Source organism: Pseudarthrobacter sp. MDT1-56 (assembly GCF_059383555.1).
Genome location: NZ_JBWZCK010000002.1, coordinates 217,359 through 238,183, shown reverse-complemented (window position 1 = coordinate 238,183; position 20,825 = coordinate 217,359). Strand labels below are relative to the sequence as shown.

The following is a 20,825-nucleotide window of genomic DNA, read 5'->3' as shown; positions in this document are numbered from 1 at the left end:
TCAGCCGGGTGCGGGCGTGAAGTAGCAGTCGTAGCTGTCCTGGCTGACGACCCTGCCGTTCCGGACCTCGAAGACGGACGCGACCCTGGCCCGGATGACCTCGCCGGTGTCCCAGTGCGGCAGGTCCATCAGCAGTGTGGCACTCCACTCGGCCTCCACCACCACACGGTTGCCTTCACACGTCGTGCGCCGCACCGCGAAGCGCTGCCCCGAGACAACTTCGTGGGCTGCCTCCGCCCCGGCCAGGGCCTCGGCGCGGTTCCGGGTTGCTCCGGCCGGAGCCAGCAGATGGGGCGCCTCGCTCAGGGTGTAGTCCTCGGCCAGGAACGGAGCGATCTCCGCGGCCCCGCCGCCGCCTTCGATAGCGCGCAGCAGCGCGAGGACGCAATCCAAGGGGGTGCGTGAAGTCATGGAACGAGACTAGCTGAACTCTCCGGCCGGACCCCGGTCCCGCGGCCCTTTGCCGGGAATACACTGGCCCCATGGGCTGCTTCCCCCCGCTGCTGCGATGCCCGACCGGCGGGTCCCGTCACGTTCGGGCGGCCGGGCTGGCCGCCGCCGTCGCTGCCCTCGCCCTGACGGCCTCCTGCAGTGCGGGGGCGTCCGGCACCGGACGAACATCCGGCACGCCGGCGCCGACGCCCACAGAAACGCCCCCGGCCGCCCCGGTCACCGCCGTGATCAACCAACTACGCGACAACTACAGCCAACAGATCATTGCCGTGCAGTTGACGAACACTACCGACACCCCGGTGACGGTGCTCGGCGCAGTCGTGGTCAGCCCGCTCTTTTCCGGCACCATCGAGTGGCAGCCGGCGCCCGGCGGGATCAAGCTGCCGCCGGGCCAGACCAAGATCCTGCCGGCCCAGCTGCGCGCTCCGGAATGCGGAGTCCGGACGGGGCCGCCGGACGTGGGAGCGGCGGTGGAACTCCTCCTTGCCGGGGACAGCGACGCTTTGCCCCCTACGACACGGCCCGCGACGACGGTGCCGGCCACTGATCCGTACGGGGTGCTGGACCGGAACAACGCCGAAATGTGCCTGGTCCAGTCGGCCGCCGCGGTCGCCGGAATCCGGCTGGAACCGGACCTCGAGGTGTCCGCCGACGCGCAGAGCGCTGTGCTGACACTTGCCGTCGCGCCGCGGAGAACGGCCGGTGGTGCGAATCCCGGGTCGACGGGATCCCTGACGATCAACCGGATCGACGGCACCACCTTGCTCCAGGAGGACCCGGGGGCCCCCTGGCCGCGCTCCGTCTCGGTCCAGGCCGGGGACGCCAGCCAGCAGTTCCGGCTGGGGATCCGGCCGGCACGCTGCGATCCGCATGCCATCGCGGACGACAAGGTGGGCACCTTGCTGCCGTTGAGGGTCACCGCGGGTGGCCGCGACGGCGTCCTGAAAATTGACGCCGGAGCGCAGCTGCGAGGACGAATTTATGAATTTATAACTACGGCGTGCGGACGCCAGTAGTCTGTTGCCATGTCTCCTGACGCCAAGCCCACCGACTTCAGCGCCGCGCGCATCCACGAAACCGTCCACCAGGTACTCAGTGCCGGAGTCCTCCCCGCCATCGTCCAGGCGGGAAATCCGGTGCTCCGGCAGCTCGCCGCTCCCTTCGATGGGCAGTTGAGCGACGCCGAACTCGGCCAGCTGATCGACCTGATGCGCAGTGTGATGCACAAAGCCCCCGGTGTGGGCCTCGCCGCGCCCCAGCTCGGCATACCGCTGCAGCTCGCCGTGCTGGAGGACCAGTTCGACGTCGATCCCGAGGTCGCCGCCGCCCGCGGACGGGAACCGCTGCCGTTCTTCGCCATGCTCAACCCGAGCTACCAGCCAACGGACGGTTCCACCGTGGCGTTCTACGAAGGGTGCCTCTCGGTCAACGGGCTTCAGGCCGCCGTCAGCCGGCCCGAGTCGGTGCGGCTGGAATTCACCGCGCCGGACGGAACCAGGCAGCAGCGCGAATTCACGGGCTGGCAGGCCCGGATCGTCCAGCACGAAACCGACCACCTGCACGGCATCCTCTACCTGGACCGCGCCGAGCTGCGCTCCATCAGCAGCAACGCCGAGTACTCCGCGCGCTGGGCGCAGCCCGACATCAGCCTCGCCCGGAAGGAACTTGGGTTCCTGCCGGGCGTCTAACGCCCAGGCCGCGCTACGCTCAGGTGCGGTCCGCAGGGGCGGGGTTTGCCGCCGTTGGAAGGTAGCGGGACCACCACTGCAGGATCTGGTCGAAGCGCTGCTTGCGGTGGTGCGGCGTCCCGGCACGTGACAGTTCATGGTTTTCCCCGGGGAAAACCAGGAACGCCGCCTCCACGCCGAGCTGTTTCAGTGCGGTGAAATACCGCTGGCCCTGCTCCACCGGGCACCGGAGGTCCTCCTCGCTGTGGATGACAAGGGACGGTGTGCGCACCTGGTCCACCCTGGCCATCGGGCTTTGCGCCGCCATCTGCTCTGCTGAACGGCCCGTGTACTCCCCGCCGAAGAACCAGCCGATGTCGGAGGAGCCGGTGAAGCTCACGGGATCGAGGAAGCCGCGCTCCACGATGGCTGCCTTGAAGCGGTGGTCGTGGCTAATGGTCCAGGCGGTGAGGTAGCCGCCGTAGGATCCTCCCATGATGCCGAGTGCCCCGGCGTCGAGCTCCTCGAACTTTCCGAGGGCGCCGTCGAGGAACGCCAGGACGTCCTGCATGTCCAGGGTGCCCATCTTCTCCTTGATGGCCCGACCGTGCTCCTGGCCGTAGCCGGCGGAACCGCGGGGGTTGCACATCAGGACGGCGTACCCCGCCGCGGCGTACACCAGGGCCTCATCAAAAAGGGCCCCGGTGAACTGGGCAAACGGACCGCCGTGGATGTTCAGCAATACCGGGTGGGGACCCTGGCCCGGCGGCTTTACGAGCCAGCCGTGGACGGGGTAGCCGTCGCCGGAGGGGACCGTGAGCTCAAGGGGTTCGATGATTTCGGCGCCGGAGCGCAGCGGTGCGGAGAAATCGGTCAGGACACGCAGCTGCCCGCCGTCGAGCACCGCGACGTCGCCCGCGGTGGAAGCGTCGGCGAAACTGAGCACCCGCGATTCTCCGTGGGCGGCGGCACCCGTGACCACACGCTCGCCGCGGACCAGGGTCTGGTGGCTGCCGGAGGCCTGGAACTCGAGCAGTTCGACGGTTCCCCGGGCATTGTTCAGCGGCAGCACCGAGTCGGGACCGCCGAGTTCGAGCCTGCCGTTGCAGCCGAGGTCCATCGTCTCGACGTCGCTCAGCCGCGTGGCGTCGCCGCCGCCCGCCGGCGCCACGTAGAGCGCGGTGTTGCGTGCCACGAAGTCCTGGCCCGTTGGGCCAAGATCCTGGGCCAGGAAGAACAGCCACTGCCCGTCCCGTGACTCGCGGACGGCGTGGACGCCCTGCCGGCCGGTGTTGGCCGGGGCGACGGGTTCCGGCTCCGCTCCTGTTTCCGCTTCTGCGGAGCCCTCCCCCACCGCGATGCGGTAGATGCCGCTAACGAGGTCGTTGTCGCTGTCCTCATGCAGGGCGGCCGTGAAGTAAATGGTGCGCCCGTCGGTGCTGAAGCTCGCGCCGGTGTGGTCGGTGGCGGCGGAGGTCAGCTGCCGTGCCGCCGGCAGCAGCCCGGCCGGTGTGGCGCTGGCGGAATCCGGCGCGGACTGACCGGCGGCAGCCGCGGTGCGGGCCTTCAGCGCCCTCCCGTGGGGCGCCACCCTGGGTTCCGCGCCGGGATCCGGAACCTCGACGAGGAAGAGCTGGACCGGCTTGTCCGCGGTATACCCGACGCCGTTCATCCGGTACTGGTAGTCGGTGATCAGCCGCGCGTCCTCGCTGCCGGCGGAAACCCCCTCGGTGCTGCCGTAGCGGCCGTCTTCCGGAGTCCGGGCGCCGTAGACGATGTGCCGGGAATCGGGCGACCACGCGAACGCCGACACTCCCAGCGGCGCGTCGGTGACGGGCTGCGGCTCCCCGCCGGCGGCCTCCACGATGTGGAGCTGGGGTTTGCCGCCGGCAGCGGCGCGCAGGAATGCCAGCACCTCCCCGTCCGGGGAGAAGTCCGGCGCGGTGTCGCGGAATCCGCGGGTCAGACGGCGCGGGGACCGGTCCGGGTCCAGCGGCACCGTCCACAGCTGCCCGACGTACGCATCGGCGTCGAAGTCGGGCCGGAGCACCGACACCACGGCACGCGTGCCGTCCGGGTGTACAGCAGGGGCGGAGACGGAATTCAGCAGCGGCAGATGTTCGGATTTCACGTGTGCGAGCCTAGCCCCAGTTTCCCCGGCAGTGAAATAGCTCACCTCGGCGGGTCGGAGCCCCGGGCGGTGCGGCCCTGCCGGCCCGGGCCGGGCACGCCACCCCTAGGATGGACACTATGCCCCCCGTATCCGCCGCCTCCCTGCTGTGCCCGGTCTGCCGGAACCACCTCGGATTCAGCGACGGCGCCGGCCGCACCCTCGGGTGCCCGGCCGGCCACCGCTTTGATGCGGCGAGACAGGGGTACTTCAACTTCCTCGTCGGCAAGGGCACCGTGTTCGAAGCGGACACGGCCGATATGGTGGCGGCGCGTTTCGACTTCCTCTCCGCCGGTCATTACCGACCCCTCGCCTCCGCCGTGGCGGAACTCGCGCTCCCGGCCCTTGCCGGCAGCACGGCGGGAGCCCCGGGGATGGTGCTGGACGCCGGCACCGGCACCGGCCACTACCTCCGGGCCCTGCTGGACCGGGTGGCGCTGGACCGGACGCACGCCGCGGCGATCGGCCTGGACATCTCGAAGTTCGCGCTCCGCCGGGCCGCAAGGCTCAACCCGGACGCCGTCAACCTCGTCAGCGATGTGTGGCAGCCGCTGCCGGTCGCCGACGACGCCGTCGACGCCGTCACCGTGGTCTTCGCGCCCCGCAACGCGGCAGAGTTCTCCCGGGTGCTCCGCCCGGGCGGCCGGCTGGTGGTAGTGACTCCCCGGCCGGGCCACCTCGAGGAGGTTGCAGGCCAGGCGGGCATGCTGGGGATCGAACCGGCGAAGGACGAACGGCTCGTGGCCTCGCTCGAGGCATACTTTTCGGCGCTCTCCGCCGACAACCTGGACGTGCCGCTGCTGCTGTCCCCCGGGGACGTCACCCGGCTGGCGCTCATGGGACCCGCCGGTCACCACCTGGACCGCGGGGCGCTCGCCTCCCTCGAGGCGGGGCTCCCGCCGCTGACCGCCGTGTCGGCCCGGTTCCGGATCAGTGTTTTCGAGCCGCTCCACTAGTCGCTCCACCAGTGCCAAGGGAGTACCGGGAGGTAACGACTTGGCCACTTTCGCCAAGGGCCTTCCCGGGCCCTCCGCAGGCGTTGCCGTTCGGCTTAGGATGGAATCACAGTGACTGAGGGTCTGCACCTGCAGCCCCCGGGGGCGAAGGGGGAAAAGATGTTCGAATGGCTACCCGAAAACTTGTGGGCGCTGTGGCTCACGGTGTTCCTGGTGTTCGCCGTGGTGGAGATGATCACCCTCGACCTGTTCTTCATCATGCTCGGAGGCGGAGCCCTCGCCGGACTGGTGGCGGCACTGTCCGGCGCCGACCTTGGCCTGCAGATCGTGGCCTTCTGCGTGGTTTCCCTCCTGATGATCGGCTTCGTCCGGCCCGTCGCGCTCAAGCACCTGCATAAAGGGCCGGCCGATCTCCGGAGCAACGTCGAACGGCTGATCGGCGAATCGGCCCTGGTCATGGAGCCGGTGACCGCAACCGGTGGCCTGGTCAAAATTGGCGGCGATGTCTGGAGCGCCCGCTCCGAAACCGGAGCCCTGGCCCCCGGACAGCACGCCATCGTCAGCGCGATCGACGGCGCGACCGCCGTTGTCGCCCCGGAACCCGAAACCGCCATCCAATAGCTACGCAAGAATTCCGGCGGCGGCCACCGGCGCCGGGCACGCGGCGGGACACCGCCGCACACCATAGCAAGACCAATCTGGGGAATAGGTGATGTATGGATATCGCAGTCGCAATCGTGCTGCTGGTTCTCGTTGCGTTCGTAATAATCGTGCTCGTCCGGGCGGTGCGGATTGTCCCGCAGGCCCGCGCCGGCGTCGTCGAACGGCTGGGCAAGTACCAGCGAACGCTGAACCCCGGCCTCACGATCCTGATCCCGTTCGTGGACCGGCTGCTGCCGCTGCTTGACCTGCGTGAACAGGTGGTCTCCTTCCCGCCGCAGCCGGTGATCACCGAGGACAACCTGGTTGTCTCGATCGACACCGTGGTCTACTTCCAGGTCACCGATGCGCGGGCGGCCACCTACGAGATCGCCAACTACATCCAGGCGGTTGAACAGCTCACTACCACGACCCTGCGCAACGTTGTCGGCGGCCTGAACCTCGAAGAGGCCCTGACCTCGCGTGACCAGATCAACGGGCAACTCCGCGGCGTCCTGGACGAAGCGACCGGCCGCTGGGGTATCCGGGTCTCCCGGGTGGAGCTCAAGGCAATCGATCCGCCCCACTCCATCCAGGATTCGATGGAGAAGCAGATGCGCGCCGAGCGTGACCGCCGCGCAGCGATCCTCACCGCGGAAGGCACCAAGCAGTCCGCCATCCTCACCGCCGAAGGCCAGCGGCAGTCCTCAATCCTGAAGGCCGAAGGTGACGCGAAGGCGGCGATCCTCCGGGCCGATGGCGAGGCCCAGGCCATCCAGAAGGTCTTCGACGCGATCCACAAGGGCAACCCGGACCAGAAGCTCCTCGCTTACCAGTACCTGCAGACCCTCCCGAAGATCGCCGAAGGCTCCGCGAACAAGCTGTGGATCATTCCCAGCGAAGTCGGCGAAGCCCTCAAGGGCATCGGCAACGCGCTGGGCGGCAGCAAGGACGGCCAGTTCAATGACGGGCTGTTCGGCCCCGATTCCGACGCCGCGGCGGAACCCGCTGCTCCGCGCCCGGCTGCGCCCGCCGCCGGTCCGGCCGCAGGGTCCGGCGCGGGTTTCCCGGGGCACCCGGAGGCGTAGGCGATCCAGCTAAAGGGGAGGCATCCGCCGCGCGGATGCCTCCCCTTTGGCGTGCTCGGAACGGCTGCCCCGCCCCCGCAGGCTTTACCCGGGGTGCCCTGTTCCCGTATACTTGAATATTTGTCCGGCTGGTTCAGTCCGGCGGAACAATTAAGCTTCGCAAAGCGTTTTATCCAGTGACGATTCATCCGGTTTGGGTCCAATGAGACGGCGCAGTGCAAACAGTAGTCCGGCGCGGCCTCACAGCCCCCGGCTAACGCAGGGCATGACCCTGCGAACCGAATAGAGGGAGAAAAGATGAGCGATCGCAGCCTGCGGGGTATGCGCCTTGGCGCACAGAGCATGGAGACTGAATCCGGTGTTGAGCCGGCTCCGCGCCAGCGGGTCGAGTACCGCTGCGAGGACGGCGAGCAGGTATTCGTGACCTTCTCCTCCGAAGCGGAGATCCCCCCGGTGTGGGTATCCAAGACCGGCAAGGAAGCCTTGCTCGTCGACGGCGAACGCCCTGTGAACCTCAACGAAAAGGCAGTCCGCACGCACTGGGACATGCTCTTGGAACGTCGTTCGCTGCCCGAACTCGAGCAGATCCTCGAAGACCGTCTCACGATCCTGCGTGAACGCCGCGGCGAACGGCGCTCGGCTTAGTCAGCCCGCGCACCAGCCCCAGCAAAAAGGGCCGGACCAACCCCGTCAACAGAGACGGTGTGGGTCCGGCCCTTTGCTTATGCCGGCTCTCGTATGCGGAGAGCGGCTAGGCCTTTTTGCCGGTGAGCTTGCCGGTGAACGTGTTCCAGCGGGCAGTGAGGCCCCACTTGGTGACGTTGATCATGGCTTCGACCACGATGTTGCCGCTCATCTTTGAGGCGCCCAGCTCACGCTCGACGAACGTGATGGGCCGTTCGACGATCGTCAGGCCGAGCTTGGCGACGCGCCAGGCCAGGTCCACCTGGAAGCCGTAGCCGACCGAGTCGACTGTGTTCAGATCCAGTTTCTCCAGCGTGCTCCGGCGGAACGCACGAAAACCGCCGGTGACGTCCTTGATCTTCACGCCCAGCATGATCCGGGCATAGGTGCTGCCCACGCGCGAGATCGCCTGCCGGTACAGCGGCCAGTTGACGACGCTGCCGCCGGGTACCCAGCGGGAGCCCATCGCAAGGTCGGCTCCCTGTTCCACGGCCTCCAGCAACTGCGGAAGCTGTTCCGGCTGGTGTGAGCCGTCGGCGTCCATCTCTACGAGGACGTCGTACCCGGCGTCGAGGCCCCACTTGAAACCGGCGATGTAGGCTGCTCCGAGTCCGGCCTTGCCGGCGCGGTGCAGGACGTGGACCTGGCTGTCCTCGGCGGCGAAACGGTCCGCCAGCTGCCCGGTGCCGTCGGGGCTGTTGTCGTCGACAACCAGGACGTCGGAGCCTGGCACCGCCGTGCGCAGGCGCCCGAGGGTCTTGGGCAACGATTCCAGCTCGTTGTAGGTCGGGATGATCGTGAGGACACGCACAGCGAGGCCTTTCCTTGAAGGGAGCGGTCGAGAGCCGGGCGGTCAGTGCTTAGCTGACACCAGGCGCAACTCTCCATTATAGGGAGTCGCCGGGCCCGCTGGGGCCGGTGCCGGTCCCCGGGCAGGTCCACTCGCCACGGGCCAGTTCCGGCAGGGCGCGAACAGCGCCGCCGGAACCGTTTTCTGCTGCGAAGTGAACCCGCCCCTTGGGAGTACCCGTGGCCATGACCGAAGAAGCTACCGTGCTGGCGGCAACCTGGAACTGACCGGGGGCGTCCGGAGTCTGCGACTTACACAACCCTCCGTTGACCCTCAATGCTACGGGGCGGCCCTGATCTGTCAACCGCTCCGTGACCAGCCCTTTCGTTCATCATCGCAGGTCAGGGCCGCCGTGTGGCCGGTGAAGTTTCGGGCCGGACCGGGGTTCTGTGCGCCGGCCGTCAGCCCCGGAGCGAACCGCTGGCGAACAGTTCCCGGCCATCCCTGACGGTCTGCAGGCACACCGGCTCGGAACCGGTGTCCAGTGCCGGCAGCAGCGGCGTCCGCGCCCGGGGGTCCGTGCTCCAGGACTGGACGCGGCCGTCGGCCACCTGGACCATCAGTTCCTCGACTGCCCACACGGCGAAGCTGGCAGGGGCACCCGGCACCAGCTGCCCGGCCATCGGGTTCCGGTACCGGGCAGCCCGCCAGCCGGCGCGGGTGTGCCCGAGGAACGCGGCGCGGGCAGAGATCCGTTCCGCCGGATTGTTGTGCTGCAGGCAGGCGCGGACGCTGGACCAGGGCCGCAGGGGCGTGACCGGGCTGTCACTGCCGAAGCAGATCGGGACGCCGGCGGCGTAAAAGGAGGCAAAGGGGTTCATGCTGCCGCGCCGGGATCCCAGGCGCTGCTGGTAGAGACCGTCCGCCGCGCCCCAGGCCGCGTCGAAACCCGGTTGCGCGCTGACCGTCACGGAGTAGTTGGCGAGCCCGCGGATGGCATCCGCATCCGCGAGCTCGACATGTTCCAGGCGGTGGCCTGCGGCGCGGACCTTCTGCTCCCCGACGTCGGCCGCCGCCTGGTCCAGCGCGTCCAGCGCGGCGTCGAGGCCGGCGTCACCAATGACGTGGAAGCCTGCCTGGATCCCCAGCAGCGAACACGCCGCGAGGTGGGCGGCCGCCTCCGCGGCCGAGAGGTACAGGCTGCCCCGCTCCCCCGCAGCGTCGCTGTAGTCCTCCCGCAGGGCCGCGGTCCGCGAACCGATCGACCCGTCGAGGTTCAGGTCCCCCGCCAGCCCGAGCACGGGCACGCCCAGACGGTCCAGGATGGATTGGGCATGTTCCGCCGAGCCGGCCAGCTCGCCCCAGTAGGGCAGGATCTCCGGAAACGCGTCCGGGCCGGTGTTCCAGGCGACGGCGAGCTGAAGGTCCTCGATGCTGCCGATGTGCGGGGCCGCCATTTCCGCCAGCGCCACGTAACCGTTGGCTGCCGCCTCCGCGAGGGTCCGCTGCTGGTAGCCGCGGAGCGCCGCGGCGGGCAGCCGGCGCGCCGCCAGCCGGGCCGCCGTGTGCGCGTCGCGCTTGACCTGGCCGCCCGCACCGGAGCCGTCGGTATCGTTGCGGCCGGCGTCGTTGAGGCCAGCGGCCGCCGCCAGCGAGGAGGACACGAGCGCCGAGTGCACATCAATGCGGGAGAGGTAGACGTGCCGCCCGCCGGCGGCGCGCTCCAGTTCTTCCCGCGTGGGCAGGGCGGAGTCCACCCACTGGGTCTCGTCCCAGCCGTGGCCCAGCACGGGGCCGTCCGCGCTGGAGGCGGAGAGACAGAAGCCGGCCACGGCGTCGAGCAGTTCCCGGGCAGAGCGGACCCCGCCGAGCTGCAGCGAGTCCAGGGCAATGCCTGTTTCGGTGAGATGGACGTGGGAATCGACGAAGCCGGGCGCGAGGAGCGCGCCGTGCAGGTCAATGACCTCCATCGAGGCGTCGGCAATCGAGGTGGCCGCCTGCTCGGAGCCGACCCAGGCGACGGTGTCGCCGTCGACCAGCATCGCCGTCGCAAAGGGATCGGCGGCGGTGTAGACGGAACCGTTCCGGTACAGCGTTGCCTTGTGCGGGGCGGGGGTGGCCGGTGAATCGGTCATGGGACGGGGACTCCTTGTTGCTGGTGGCCGGCGCGGGCCGGACGTGTTCGACGACGGGAGGTTCCGGCCGGAGGGCCGGCCGGGGCGGTCAGGCCACGGAGGAATACGCGACGACGCCGCGCTTGATGAGTTTGATCGCGTCGCCGCACAACCGCGCGACCCTGGGGTCCAGCGACGGGATCTTTGCCAGCTGGTCCAGCAGGTCGATGACCTGCTTGACCCAACGGACGAAGTCACCCGCGGCCAGGTCCGTGCCGCTAAGGACGTCCTGCAGGTGCCGGCCCTTGGCCCACTTGAAGATCGGCCAGACCAGGCCGAGCTCGGGTTCACCGGTCAGGGGGAGCTTGTTGGCTTCCTCGACGTCCTCCAGGGCCGACCATTCATGCACCACAATGTCGACGGCGGATTCCAAAGACACGCTCGGCATCTTGGGCCGCAGCCCGCGGTCCTCACGTTTGGCCTGGTAGACCAGGACGCTGGCGAGGGCGGCGACCTCGGCGGCGTCCAGGTCGCTGAAAGCGCCCAGGCGCAGGGATTGTGAAATCAGCAGGTCCTTTTCGCCGTAGATCCGGCGCAGCCGCTGCCCGTCGGGGCTGATGGTGAGCACGCCGGCGTCGGAGGTTTCCAGGTAGCCGTAGCTGGACAGGACACCGCAGACCCGGTCGAAGGTCTTGGCGATGGTGTTGGTGCGGCCCTGGATCTGGCGCACCAGCCCGTCGGTCTCCTGGCGGAGCTTCCAGTAGCGCTCGGACCAGCGGGCGTGGTCCTCGCGTTCGCTGCAGCCATGGCACGGGTGCGCGCGGAGTTCGCGGCGCAGCTCAGTGATCTTCTTCTCCTGGTCCGGCAGGGCGGCGGCGCGGCCAAAGTCATCGTTCCGGCTCGGCGGCGCGGGGGGCCGGTTTTCCCGGAGGGCGTTCCGGACCGAGGACGCCAGGTCGCGCCGGGACTTGGGCACCTTGGCGTTGAAGGATTTCGGGATCCGTACCCGGGTGATGGGAGCCAGCGGCCCTTCCACGTCCTGGGTGCCGATCCGCCGCAGCTGGTTGTCCAGGGTCATCACGGCGGGCCGCGGTTCGCGGGAGTGGTGGTCGGAGCTGAGGACGACGGCGAGTCCGGGCGCGCGGCCGGTGGGAACATCCACCACGTCCCCGGGGAGCAGCCGGCTCAGGGAGTCCTCGGTCACGGATTTCCTGGCCCGGGAGCTGGTCTGGGAGGCGTTCTTCTCGGCGTCGGAAAGCGCCCGACGGATCCGGGAGTAGTCGGTGAAGTCGCCCAGGTGGCAGCTCATCGCCTTGCTGAAGCCGGCCAGGGATTCCTCCCGGCTGCGCACCTGTTTGGCCAGCCCGACGACGGAGCGGTCGGCCTGGAACTGGGCGAAGGAGGACTCGAGGATCTCCCGGGCCCGGGGCCGGCCGAACTGGGCGAGCAGATTAATCGACATGTTGTACGTGGGACGGAAGCTGGAGTTCAGCGGGTACGTGCGCCGCGAGGCGAGGCCGGCGACGGACGCGGGATCCGTGCCGGGCTGCCACAGGACGACGGCATGGCCCTCGACGTCGATCCCGCGGCGGCCGGCGCGCCCGGTCAGCTGGGTGTACTCCCCCGCGGTGATGTTGACGTGCGCTTCGCCGTTGAACTTGTCGAGCTTCTCCAGCACGACGGAGCGTGCCGGCATGTTGACGCCGAGTGCCAGGGTTTCGGTCGCGAACACGGCCTTGACCAGCCCGTCGACGAAGAGCTTCTCGACGACTTCCTTGAAGGTGGGCAGCATGCCGGCGTGGTGGGCGGCCAGTCCGCGGAGCAGCCCGTCGCGCCAGCTCCAGAATCCGAGCACGTCCAGGTCGTCGGAGGGGATGTCCTGAGCTGCCTCGTCGACGCGCCTGGCGATGATGAGCTGTTCCTGCTCGGTGGTCAGCCACAGACCGGCAGCGACGCACTGTGCCACGGCGGCGTCGCAGCCGGCGCGGGAAAAGATGAAGGTGATGGCCGGCAACAGGTCCTGCCGGTCCAGGCTGGCAATGACCTGGGGGCGGCTGGCCTTTCGGACGGGGCTGCGCGGGCCGCCCTGCGGGGCGTCGTCGCGCTGGTTCCGCTGGCGCCGGACGTTGCGGCCGCCCTGGCCGAAGCGTCCGCGGAAGTTCATCTGGCTCTCGGCGCGGGCCATGGAAAGCAGCTCGGGGTTGACCTCGAAGCCGGGGCGGGCACTGAGGTCGGCGGTTGCCGCGGTGGCGGACACCGCGGAGACGGCGGCCTCGCCGGCAGGGGCGATCTCATCGAAGCTGGTGTCGCCGGCGAAGAGGTCCACGATCTTCCGGCCCACCATCACGTGCTGCCACAGCGGCACCGGCCGGTGCTCGGACACAATGACGTCGGTCTGGCCGCGCACCGTGTCCAGCCACGCGCCGAACTCCTCGGCGTTGGAGACGGTGGCGCTGAGCGAGGCGACCTGGACTTCGCTGGGCAGGTGGATGATGACCTCTTCCCAGACGGCGCCGCGGAAACGGTCCGCCAGGTAATGGACCTCGTCCATCACCACGTAGCCGAGGTCAGCCAGGGTGCTGGAGTCGGCGTAGAGCATGTTCCTGAGCACCTCGGTGGTCATCACCACCACGGGGGCGTCGCCGTTGATGCTGGTGTCACCGGTCAGCAGCCCCACCCGGTCGGGACCGTACTTGTCCGCCAGCTCCGAGTACTTCTGGTTGGACAGGGCCTTGATCGGGGTGGTGTAGAAGGCCTTGAGCCCGCGCTGGAGCGCCAGGTAGATGGCGAACTCCCCCACAATGGTCTTGCCGGCACCCGTGGGGGCGGCGACCAGGACGCCCCGGCCGGCCTGCAGGGACAGGCAGGCTTCGCGCTGGAAGTCGTCGAGTTCGAAGGCCAGCGAACGGATGAAGCCGCCCAGATAGGTTTTGGCTTCTGCGGCCCGCTCGGCGCTGGCTCGGTAGCGTTCAGACGGCGATTCCGGCCCGGGTATTGAGGACATGGTTCCAGCCTAGTGCGCCAAGGGCTAGAGATTCTCCAGCTCGGAGCTGGGAGTCCCCTGGTCCGCGGTGGCTTCGTTCCCAGCGGCCTTCTTGACGGCGCGCCGTTCACGCCGGCGGTCGTTGAGAAGGCAGAGTCCGATGGCGGCAAAGAACAGGAGCAGCATCGGCCCGGCAAGGTAGAACATGCTCATCGCGTCGGCTCCGGGCGCGGCCATGGCGGCGAAAAGGCAGACCAGGAAAACGGTGATGCGCCAGCTCTTGACGAGCTGTTTGCCCTTGATGATTCCCGCCAGGTTCAGCCCGACGAGGATCACCGGCAACAGGAAGGCGATGCCGAAGGCGAGCAGGAGCCGCAGCACAAAGGACAGATACACCTGGGCGCTGATGAAGTTGGAGCCGCCGGAGGGAGTGAAGTCGGTCAGCACCCGGACCGCGTTCGGAAGCACCAGCCAGGCCAGCAGCACGCCGCCCACAAACAGCGGAACGGCGGCCGCCACGAAGGACAGCGCCAGCCGGCGTTCTTTTTTGTGCAGGCCGGGGACGATGAACGCCCACAGCTGGTACAGCCAGACCGGGCTCGCGACAATCAGGCCCAGGAACACGGAGACCTGGATCATCAGGTCAAAGGAGCTGGCCACCCCGTCAAAGTTCAGCGTCGCCTGCCGGCCCTCATTTTCATTGAGGTCAGCGATCGGTTTGATCAGTGCCTCGAGCATGGGCTGGTAGACGAGGAACCCGACGACGGTCCCCAGGATGACGGCGATCGCGGACTTGAAGAGACGGTTCCGCAGTTCTTTCAGGTGATCGAGGAGCGCCATCCTCCCCTCGGGGTTCGACTGGCGGCCCATGGTTACTGCCACGCGGTGTTAGGCGCGGTTCGGCGGCGGAACGTCGGTTCCGTCTCCGGCGCGGGTTTCCGGGCCGGTGGACTTCGGGTGGTTCACGACCCTGCCCTCGACAGGCTCAGAGCCGTCTGCGGCGTCGGTGGCGCCGTCCTTCTTCATTTCCCGGACCTCGGACTTGAAAATGCGCATCGACTGGCCAAGGCTCCGGGCCATGCCGGGCAGCTTCGGTGCAGCAAAAAGCACCAGTGCCAGAACGATGATGATGATGAGATGCCAGCCTTCAAGCCTCATGACAGGAGGTCCTTTCGTTTGAATACATCCTACGTCTAACTCAATTCGATGTCGTGCAGCCGCTGGGGCTGGCCACGGTCCAGCTTGCGCTGGACGCGCCGCTGGCGGCGGGTTTCCTGGCGGGCGAACTTCGACGCGCGGTAATCATGCCCCATCTTCAGAGGGGAGGCAAAAACGGCGGACCCGGGTTCGGGTTGCGGTTCCGCGCCGGCCCCGGCCGCTGCGCCGTTCACGGACTGGCCGTCCTCCCCGGCAGTGTCCGCGGACGGGGCGGCGGGGAACGTGGAGAACCGTTCCCCCGCTTCCCCGAGTTCCTTGACCGTGGCCATGAACTTCCGGAACAAGCGGACGCCGAGCACAACAAAGATCAACAGGGACAACGCAACGAGCGCTATCCAGATCACGATCCAGGACCACCAAGGCATGCTGAGTAGTCTAGCCGCCGCACTGGCTAGTCTTCATATTGGGCCAGGGCAGCGGCAAGCCACTCGCGGGACGCGTCCGCCAGTCCGCCCGGGTGAAGGATCCGTGCCGTCCCGCCGTGCTGCGCCACGAACATCGGCAGCCAGTCGGTGCTGCCGAAGCGGATTTCGGCCAGCAGCCCGCCGTCGGGCAGTTCCGCCGTCCGTTCCGCGTAGTACTCGTCGGCGAGTCCGATACCGCGGCGTGTCAGTTCCACCACCACCAGGGTGTCGTCGTCGTTGGGGGTGAAGAGCTTGACGGGGAAACTCGTCTCCGGCGCCGCCGTCGCCGAGACGGGCACCCCGGTGGTCTCCAGGGCCTCGATCCGGTCCAGCCGGAAGTTGCGCAGACCCTGCGCCGAATGGCAGTAGGCCTCGAGGTACCAGGTGTTGTCCATCGAATAGAGCCGCAGCGGGTCGATGTTGCGTTCGGAGATTGCATCGCGCAGCGGCGAGAAGTAGCGCAGCCGCAGCTGGGCGCCGGTCCGGATGGCTTCGCGGGCCGTTTCCAGCGCTGCCGAATTCTCCGGGCCCACCTCGGGGCCCGCCAGCGCGGCCGCTTTGAGGCCCTCCTCCCCCGCCGCCGCCATGAGCTTGAGGGTGACGGATTCAAGGGCACAGCCTTCGGCCAGCTCGGGCAGACCGTTGAGCGTCTCCAGCCCCGTCAGCAGGGCGCAGGCTTCCTCGACGGTGAAGCGGACGGGCCGGTTGAGGTCGAGGTCCTGGCTGATGGTGACGTGGTCGTCGTCCCACTGGATGTCCAGCAGGTCGTCCGGGTAGCCCTCGGGCAGGCCGGAGCAGATGAGGATCCGCAGGTCCGCTTCGAGTTCCTTGCGGGTGATCCCGAATTTCGCCGCCACTTCGCTGATGTGCAGGCCCTGGTTGTGCACCAGGAACGGCACCAGTTGCAGCATCCGGCTCAGTTGGTCCTCGGAGGTGCGTTTGCGGCCGTGCCGGGGCCCCGAGGGGAAAGCGCCCGCCTCGAAGGCGATCGGCGGAACGGGCGCCGCAGCGAAGTCGGCCGCGGCGGACAGGCGGCGCCGCACGGAGCTGACGAGTTCGGGCGGGGACACCGCGCGGGCCCGGGGACCGTAGGAGGCGAGCTCCTCGGCGAGCGTTTCGACGTCCCGGAATGGCACGCTGAGGCGTTCCCGGCCCATACCGGGCAGTCCGGGGCCGGTTCCGGCATCGGGGCCGGGGAGGGCGCGTTTGCGCAGTCCGCGGAGCCTGCCGGTCTGGACATCGACGGCGGCGGTCCGGACCGGCAATTCCGCCAGCCCGGCCAGTTCGGCGCGCACGTTGAAGTCCGCGGGCGGGGTGAAGCCTTCCTTGTCCAGGACGGTCACGGCGGACGTGAGGCGGGAGAGCCGGAAGAAGCGTTTGTCGCCGCGGGCCCGGTCGTGGGCTACGAGGTACCACTGGCCGAAGCGGCTGCCGAGTCCCCAGGGTTCCACCAGCCGTTCCACTTCCTTGCCGGTGCTGCCGGCGAGGTAGCGGAAGCTGACGGGGTGCTGGGCGTGCATGGCAGCGACGAGGTCCTCGAACGCCTGCCCGGCGGGTCGGATCCGCGGCTGGACACCGGCGGGGAGTTCGGCGTCGACCAGTCCGCCGGAGGCCTGCAGCTTGCGCACCGCGTTGAGTGCCGCGGAGCCCAGTGCGGCGTGCTCCCAGAGCTGGGCCGCGAGAATGAGCACGGTGCACTCTGCCGGGGTGAGGCTGACGTCCGGAAGCCGGTTGGATTCCTTACCGATCCGGTAGCGGGTGGTGGCCGGATCATCCGAACCCCAGCCCTTGTCCATGACGGTCTCGACGTCGAAGCCGAACCGCCGCAGCTCGCCCTTGTCGCGTTCGAACATCCGGCCGAAGGCGACGTCGTTGCTGGTGGTGTCGTGGTAGACCTTCTCGCGCAGCTCACTGCGGCGCAGGCCGTAGGTGGTGTTGAGCAGGGCGATGAGCAGGTTCAGGAGGCGTTCGGTACGGGAGGCTGACACCCCGCAAGGGTACTAAAGTCCCTGCCCGAAACTGACAAAAGCGCGGCAACAGCCGGAAGAACTTTTCCGATTGTTACCGCGCTCCTGCAGTACGTTGGCCCGTGGGTGGGGATTAGCGGACGGCGACGAGGTCGACGACGAAGATCAGGGCCTCGTTGGGGCCGATCGCGCCGCCGGCGCCGCGGGGGCCGTAGGCCAGCTCGGAGGGGATTTCGAGCCGGCGGCGGCCGCCGACCTTCATGCCCAGCAGGCCCTGGTCCCAGCCCTGGATGACCTGGCCGACGCCGACACGGAAGTCGAGCGGTGCGCCGCGGCCCCAGGAAGCGTCGAACTCCTCGCCGGTGGACCAGGCCACGCCGACGTAGTGGGTGGAGACGGTGTCGCCGGCCTTGGCCTCGGCGCCGTCGCCCTCGATGAGGTCGGTGATGACCAGTTCGGTGGGAACTGCGCCCTCCGGGAAGTCAATTTCCGGCTTCTGGCGGTCAATGTTGCGCTGTCCAAATGACATGGTTGCTCCTTCTAGCGTGGCTTGGGGGTGGTGCGGGTGTGGTGATTACTTGGTGCCGAGGATATCGACGACGAAGACGAGGTCGCCCTTCGCGTCGCCCTGGCCTTCATCGCCGTATGCAAGGTCCTTGGGGATGACCAGGAGGACACGGGAGCCGACCGTCTTGCCGGTCAGGCCCTGCGTCCAGCCCTTGATGACGCCGGTGAGCGGGAAGGTGGCCTTCTCGCCGCGGTCGAAGCTGGAGTCGAAGACCTTGCCGCCTTCAAGCGCCACACCAACGTAGTTCACGGTGAGGGTGTCAGTTTCCTTGACCTCGGGGCCGGTGCCCTTGATGAGGTCCTGGGACACGAGGGCGGTCGGGGCGGCGACGCCCTCGACGGAGATCTCCGGGATGCCCTTGTCATTGTCCTTCACGGTCGGCAGGCCGACCGGCGGGGTGACCGTCTCGCCCTCGGGCTTGTCCAGGACCATGGGCGCATCCTTCGCGGAGAGCACCTTGACGACAAGGAGCTGGGTGGGCTGCGCTTCGGCGCCTTCAGCGGCTGCCGCGCCGGGAACGGCCAGTGCCAGGTGCGTGCCGATCTTCGCGCCCACGAAGGCGTTGTAGATGACGGGGCTCTCGGTCTTGAGATCGTCGGTCAGTTCGAGCTCCTCCGGTTCCCCCGGGAAGGTGTCCTCCAGGGTGGAGCCGTCCTTGCCGCTCAGGGCGACGATGGAGATCGAGGCGATCTGGTTGGCCTTGACCCGGTCGCCGTCGCCTTCCGTGATGACCTTGACGGTGGGTTCCTTAACCTCAATGGGCTTGTCGAATTCAACACCGGGTGCCTTCTTGTCGCCGTTCTCCGTCAGCTTGAGGGAGTCCAGCTTGGCGGTCTCGCCAGCGGACTGGCTGGTGGGCTCCGCGGCGGCTGGTTCGCCACCGCCGCAGGCGGTCAGCAGCAGCAGTCCGGGAAGAAGAATTGCTAGTAGTCGGCGCACTTAAGAACTTTCGTCGGGGCAGGATGGACGCGTCGCCGGGCAAATGCCAGCGGCAAAGCAAGCGTTGGCCGCGAACGGCACCCCTCCAGAATAACGTGGAAAGCTGGGTATCAGCCCATAGAGTTCAGCAGGGCATCCACCCGCTCGTCCACACTGCGGAACGGGTCCTTGCACAGCAGGGTCTGGTGGGCGCGGTCGTTGAGCTTCAGGTGCACCCAGTCCACGGTGTAGTCGCGGCCCAGTTCCTGCGCCCGGCGGACGAAGTCGCCGCGGAGCTTGGCGCGGGTGGTCTGGGGCGGGGCATCCACCGCGTCCTTGACTGCGGTGTCATCCACCACGCGGCGCACGGCCCCGCGGGACTGCAGCAGGTAGTAGAGCCCGCGGGTGCGGGAGATGTCGTGGTAGGTCAGGTCCAGCTGGGCGATCCGGGGCGCGTCCAGTCCCAGGTTGTGCCGTTCGCGGTAGTTGTCCATGAGCTTCTTCTTGATCGCCCAGTCCACTTCGGTGTCGATCTTGCTGGTGTCTCCGCTCTCGATCGCATCGAGGGTGCGTTCCCAGAGGTCCAGGATCAGCGGGACGTGGGCGTTGTGGGCGCCTTGCTCCGCGACGAACGCCGTGACCTTGCCCAGGTATTCGCGCTGGATTTCCAGCGCGGTCAGCTGCCGGCCGTTCGCGAGCCGGACCAGGGCGCGGCCGCTGAGGTCGTGGGAGATTTCCCGGATGCTGCGGATGGGGTTCTCCATCCGCATGTCGCGCATGATGACCCCGGCTTCGATCATCCGCAGGATCAGGTCCACGGTCCCCACCTTGAGCAGCGCCGTGGTCTCCGACATGTTGGAGTCGCCCACGATCACGTGCAGCCGGCGGTAGAACTCGGCGTCCGCATGCGGCTCATCGCGGGTGTTGATGATCGGACGGGACCTCGTGGTGGCGGAGGAGACGCCCTCCCAGATGTGGTCTGCCCGCTGGGAGAACGCGAACGTCGCTCCGTGCGGGGTTTTGAGGATTTTCCCGGCGCCCGCGATCAGCTGCCGTGTCACGAGGAACGGAATCAGGATCTCGGCCAGCCGGGAGAATTCGCCGCGCCGCGGGATGAGGTAGTTCTCGTGGCTGCCGTAGGAGTTTCCGGCGGAGTCGGTGTTGTTCTTGAACAGGTATACGGTGCCGTTGAAGCCCTCCGCCGCGAGCCGTTCCTGCGCCTCATCGACTAGGTCGTCGAGGATGAGTTCCCCGGCCCGGTCGTGCGCGATCAGCTGGGCGAGGTCGTCGCATTCCGCGGTGGCGTACTCCGGGTGGGACCCGACGTCGAGGTAGAGCCTGGACCCGTTGGTCAGGAACACATTGGAGGACCTCCCCCAGCTGACCACCTTGCGGAACAGGTAACGGGCCACCTCCTCGGGGGCCAGCGGACGGGACTCCGGGCTTGAATAGGAAATCCCGAATTCGGTCTCGATGCCGAAAATGCGCTTGTCCATCTCAGTTCTCCTCAGCCAGCAATGCCGTGATATCTGCGTCCTCAAGCCGGCGGAACGCACGGCGGGTGCCGCGGCTGCTTTCCGAGCCGCGGTCCAGCACCGCCACCTCCACGGCCGAGGGCGGCAGCGTGGTGGTTTCCTTGTCCGCAACGAGACCGGCCAGGGCCAGCCTGATCGCACCGGCGAAGTCCAGGGCGCCCTGCCAGCCCGCCGCGACGGCCTCGGAGACCTTGTCCGCCTGGCCGCCCATGACGATGAACCCGTTCTCGTCGGCGATCGACCCGTCGAACGTGAGCCGGTAGAGGTGGTCCTCCTCCGGGGAGGACCCCACCTCGGCCACGGCCAGTTCGACTTCGAAGGGTTTTTGTTCCGCGGTGAACACCGCCCCCAGGCTCTGCGCGTAGACGCTGGCGAGGCCCCTGGCCGTGACGTCCTCCCGGTCGTAGGAGTAGCCGCGCACATCCGCGTACCGGACCCCGGCCTGCCGGAGGCTTTCAAACTCGTTGTATTTGCCCACGGCTGCGAACGCGATCTTGTCGTAGATTTCGCCGATCTTATGCAGTGACGGCGAGGGGTTCTCGGCTACGAGGGCAATCCCGTCGCTGCAGCTGATGACCACCACGGAGCGCCCGCGGGCGATGCCCTTCCGCGCGAAATCCGCGCGGTCCTTCATCAGTTGTTCGGGCGATACGTAGAACTGCTGGGTCATC

19 protein-coding genes are annotated in these 20,825 nt (G+C 68.2%); 6 read left to right on the top strand and 13 right to left on the bottom strand.

Going from position 1 to position 20,825, the window contains the following annotated elements; translation table 11 throughout:
• Positions 1-411, bottom strand: coding sequence for a nuclear transport factor 2 family protein (locus AC50YC_RS04340; RefSeq protein ID WP_494952354.1), 411 nt, complete (start codon positions 409-411; stop codon positions 1-3).
• 71 nt (positions 412-482) lie between these two features.
• Between AC50YC_RS04340 and AC50YC_RS04335 the strand changes: the two genes are divergently transcribed.
• Together AC50YC_RS04335 and AC50YC_RS04330 are read left to right on the top strand one after the other, a co-directional pair.
• Complete coding sequence (locus AC50YC_RS04335; RefSeq protein WP_494952353.1) at positions 483-1,469, top strand: hypothetical protein; 987 nt, start codon at positions 483-485, stop codon at positions 1,467-1,469.
• 9 nt (positions 1,470-1,478) lie between these two features.
• Entirely contained in the window at positions 1,479-2,141 is a 663-nt protein-coding gene (locus AC50YC_RS04330) for a peptide deformylase (RefSeq protein WP_494952352.1), read from the top strand.
• A gap of 19 nt (positions 2,142-2,160) precedes the next feature.
• Here AC50YC_RS04330 and AC50YC_RS04325 read toward each other — a convergent pair whose 3' ends face one another.
• Positions 2,161-4,251 (bottom strand): S9 family peptidase, encoded by a 2,091-nt coding sequence (locus AC50YC_RS04325; RefSeq protein WP_494952351.1) that lies wholly within the window; start codon positions 4,249-4,251, stop codon positions 2,161-2,163.
• A 119-nt stretch (positions 4,252-4,370) separates the two neighbouring features.
• On the opposite strand from AC50YC_RS04325, the gene AC50YC_RS04320 reads away from it, so the two are divergent.
• The 4 genes from AC50YC_RS04320 to AC50YC_RS04305 all read left to right on the top strand — a co-directional run bounded on the left by AC50YC_RS04320 (position 4,371) and on the right by AC50YC_RS04305 (position 7,618).
• Positions 4,371-5,246 carry a methyltransferase domain-containing protein gene (locus AC50YC_RS04320; protein ID WP_494952350.1) on the top strand — a complete coding sequence of 292 codons (876 nt, stop codon included), beginning with the start codon at positions 4,371-4,373 and terminating at the stop codon, positions 5,244-5,246.
• 159 nt (positions 5,247-5,405) lie between these two features.
• Positions 5,406-5,867, top strand: a complete 462-nt coding sequence (locus AC50YC_RS04315; protein WP_494952496.1) for an NfeD family protein — start codon at positions 5,406-5,408, stop codon at positions 5,865-5,867.
• Positions 5,868-5,962: 95 nt separating this feature from the next.
• The gene (locus tag AC50YC_RS04310) at positions 5,963-6,973 is read left to right on the top strand and encodes an SPFH domain-containing protein (RefSeq protein ID WP_494952349.1); all 1,011 of its coding nucleotides are present in this window, start codon (positions 5,963-5,965) and stop codon (positions 6,971-6,973) included.
• Between the two features lie 297 nt (positions 6,974-7,270).
• Positions 7,271-7,618, top strand: coding sequence for an RNA polymerase-binding protein RbpA (locus tag AC50YC_RS04305; RefSeq protein ID WP_056429445.1), 348 nt, complete (start codon positions 7,271-7,273; stop codon positions 7,616-7,618).
• Positions 7,619-7,724: 106 nt separating this feature from the next.
• Here the strand turns inward: AC50YC_RS04305 and AC50YC_RS04300 are convergent, their stop codons facing one another.
• The 11 genes from AC50YC_RS04300 to prcA form a co-directional block, all read right to left on the bottom strand.
• On the bottom strand, positions 7,725-8,468 hold the full coding sequence (locus tag AC50YC_RS04300; RefSeq protein WP_494952348.1) for a polyprenol monophosphomannose synthase: 744 nt from the start codon (positions 8,466-8,468) through the stop codon (positions 7,725-7,727).
• Positions 8,469-8,908: 440 nt separating this feature from the next.
• Entirely contained in the window at positions 8,909-10,582 is a 1,674-nt protein-coding gene (locus AC50YC_RS04295; protein WP_494952347.1) for an amidohydrolase, read from the bottom strand.
• A gap of 88 nt (positions 10,583-10,670) precedes the next feature.
• The gene (locus AC50YC_RS04290; protein WP_494952346.1) at positions 10,671-13,565 is read right to left on the bottom strand and encodes a DEAD/DEAH box helicase; all 2,895 of its coding nucleotides are present in this window, start codon (positions 13,563-13,565) and stop codon (positions 10,671-10,673) included.
• Positions 13,566-13,589: 24 nt separating this feature from the next.
• Positions 13,590-14,384, bottom strand: coding sequence for a twin-arginine translocase subunit TatC (gene tatC, locus AC50YC_RS04285; RefSeq protein WP_494952495.1), 795 nt, complete (start codon positions 14,382-14,384; stop codon positions 13,590-13,592).
• A gap of 48 nt (positions 14,385-14,432) precedes the next feature.
• Entirely contained in the window at positions 14,433-14,702 is a 270-nt protein-coding gene (gene tatA, locus AC50YC_RS04280; RefSeq protein ID WP_354350235.1) for a Sec-independent protein translocase subunit TatA, read from the bottom strand.
• A gap of 35 nt (positions 14,703-14,737) precedes the next feature.
• Entirely contained in the window at positions 14,738-15,127 is a 390-nt protein-coding gene (locus tag AC50YC_RS04275; protein ID WP_494952345.1) for a hypothetical protein, read from the bottom strand.
• 26 nt (positions 15,128-15,153) lie between these two features.
• On the bottom strand, positions 15,154-17,154 hold the full coding sequence (locus AC50YC_RS04270) for a helix-turn-helix transcriptional regulator (RefSeq protein ID WP_494952344.1): 2,001 nt from the start codon (positions 17,152-17,154) through the stop codon (positions 15,154-15,156).
• Positions 17,155-17,266: 112 nt separating this feature from the next.
• Positions 17,267-17,662, bottom strand: a complete 396-nt coding sequence (locus AC50YC_RS04265; protein ID WP_354170650.1) for an FKBP-type peptidyl-prolyl cis-trans isomerase — start codon at positions 17,660-17,662, stop codon at positions 17,267-17,269.
• 45 nt (positions 17,663-17,707) lie between these two features.
• Positions 17,708-18,640, bottom strand: a complete 933-nt coding sequence (locus AC50YC_RS04260) for an FKBP-type peptidyl-prolyl cis-trans isomerase (protein WP_494952343.1) — start codon at positions 18,638-18,640, stop codon at positions 17,708-17,710.
• Positions 18,641-18,750: 110 nt separating this feature from the next.
• Positions 18,751-20,115 (bottom strand): Pup--protein ligase, encoded by a 1,365-nt coding sequence (gene pafA / locus AC50YC_RS04255; RefSeq protein WP_224046525.1) that lies wholly within the window; start codon positions 20,113-20,115, stop codon positions 18,751-18,753.
• A gap of 1 nt (position 20,116) precedes the next feature.
• Positions 20,117-20,824 (bottom strand): proteasome subunit alpha, encoded by a 708-nt coding sequence (gene prcA / locus AC50YC_RS04250; protein ID WP_494952342.1) that lies wholly within the window; start codon positions 20,822-20,824, stop codon positions 20,117-20,119.
• Position 20,825: the final 1 nt, after the last annotated feature.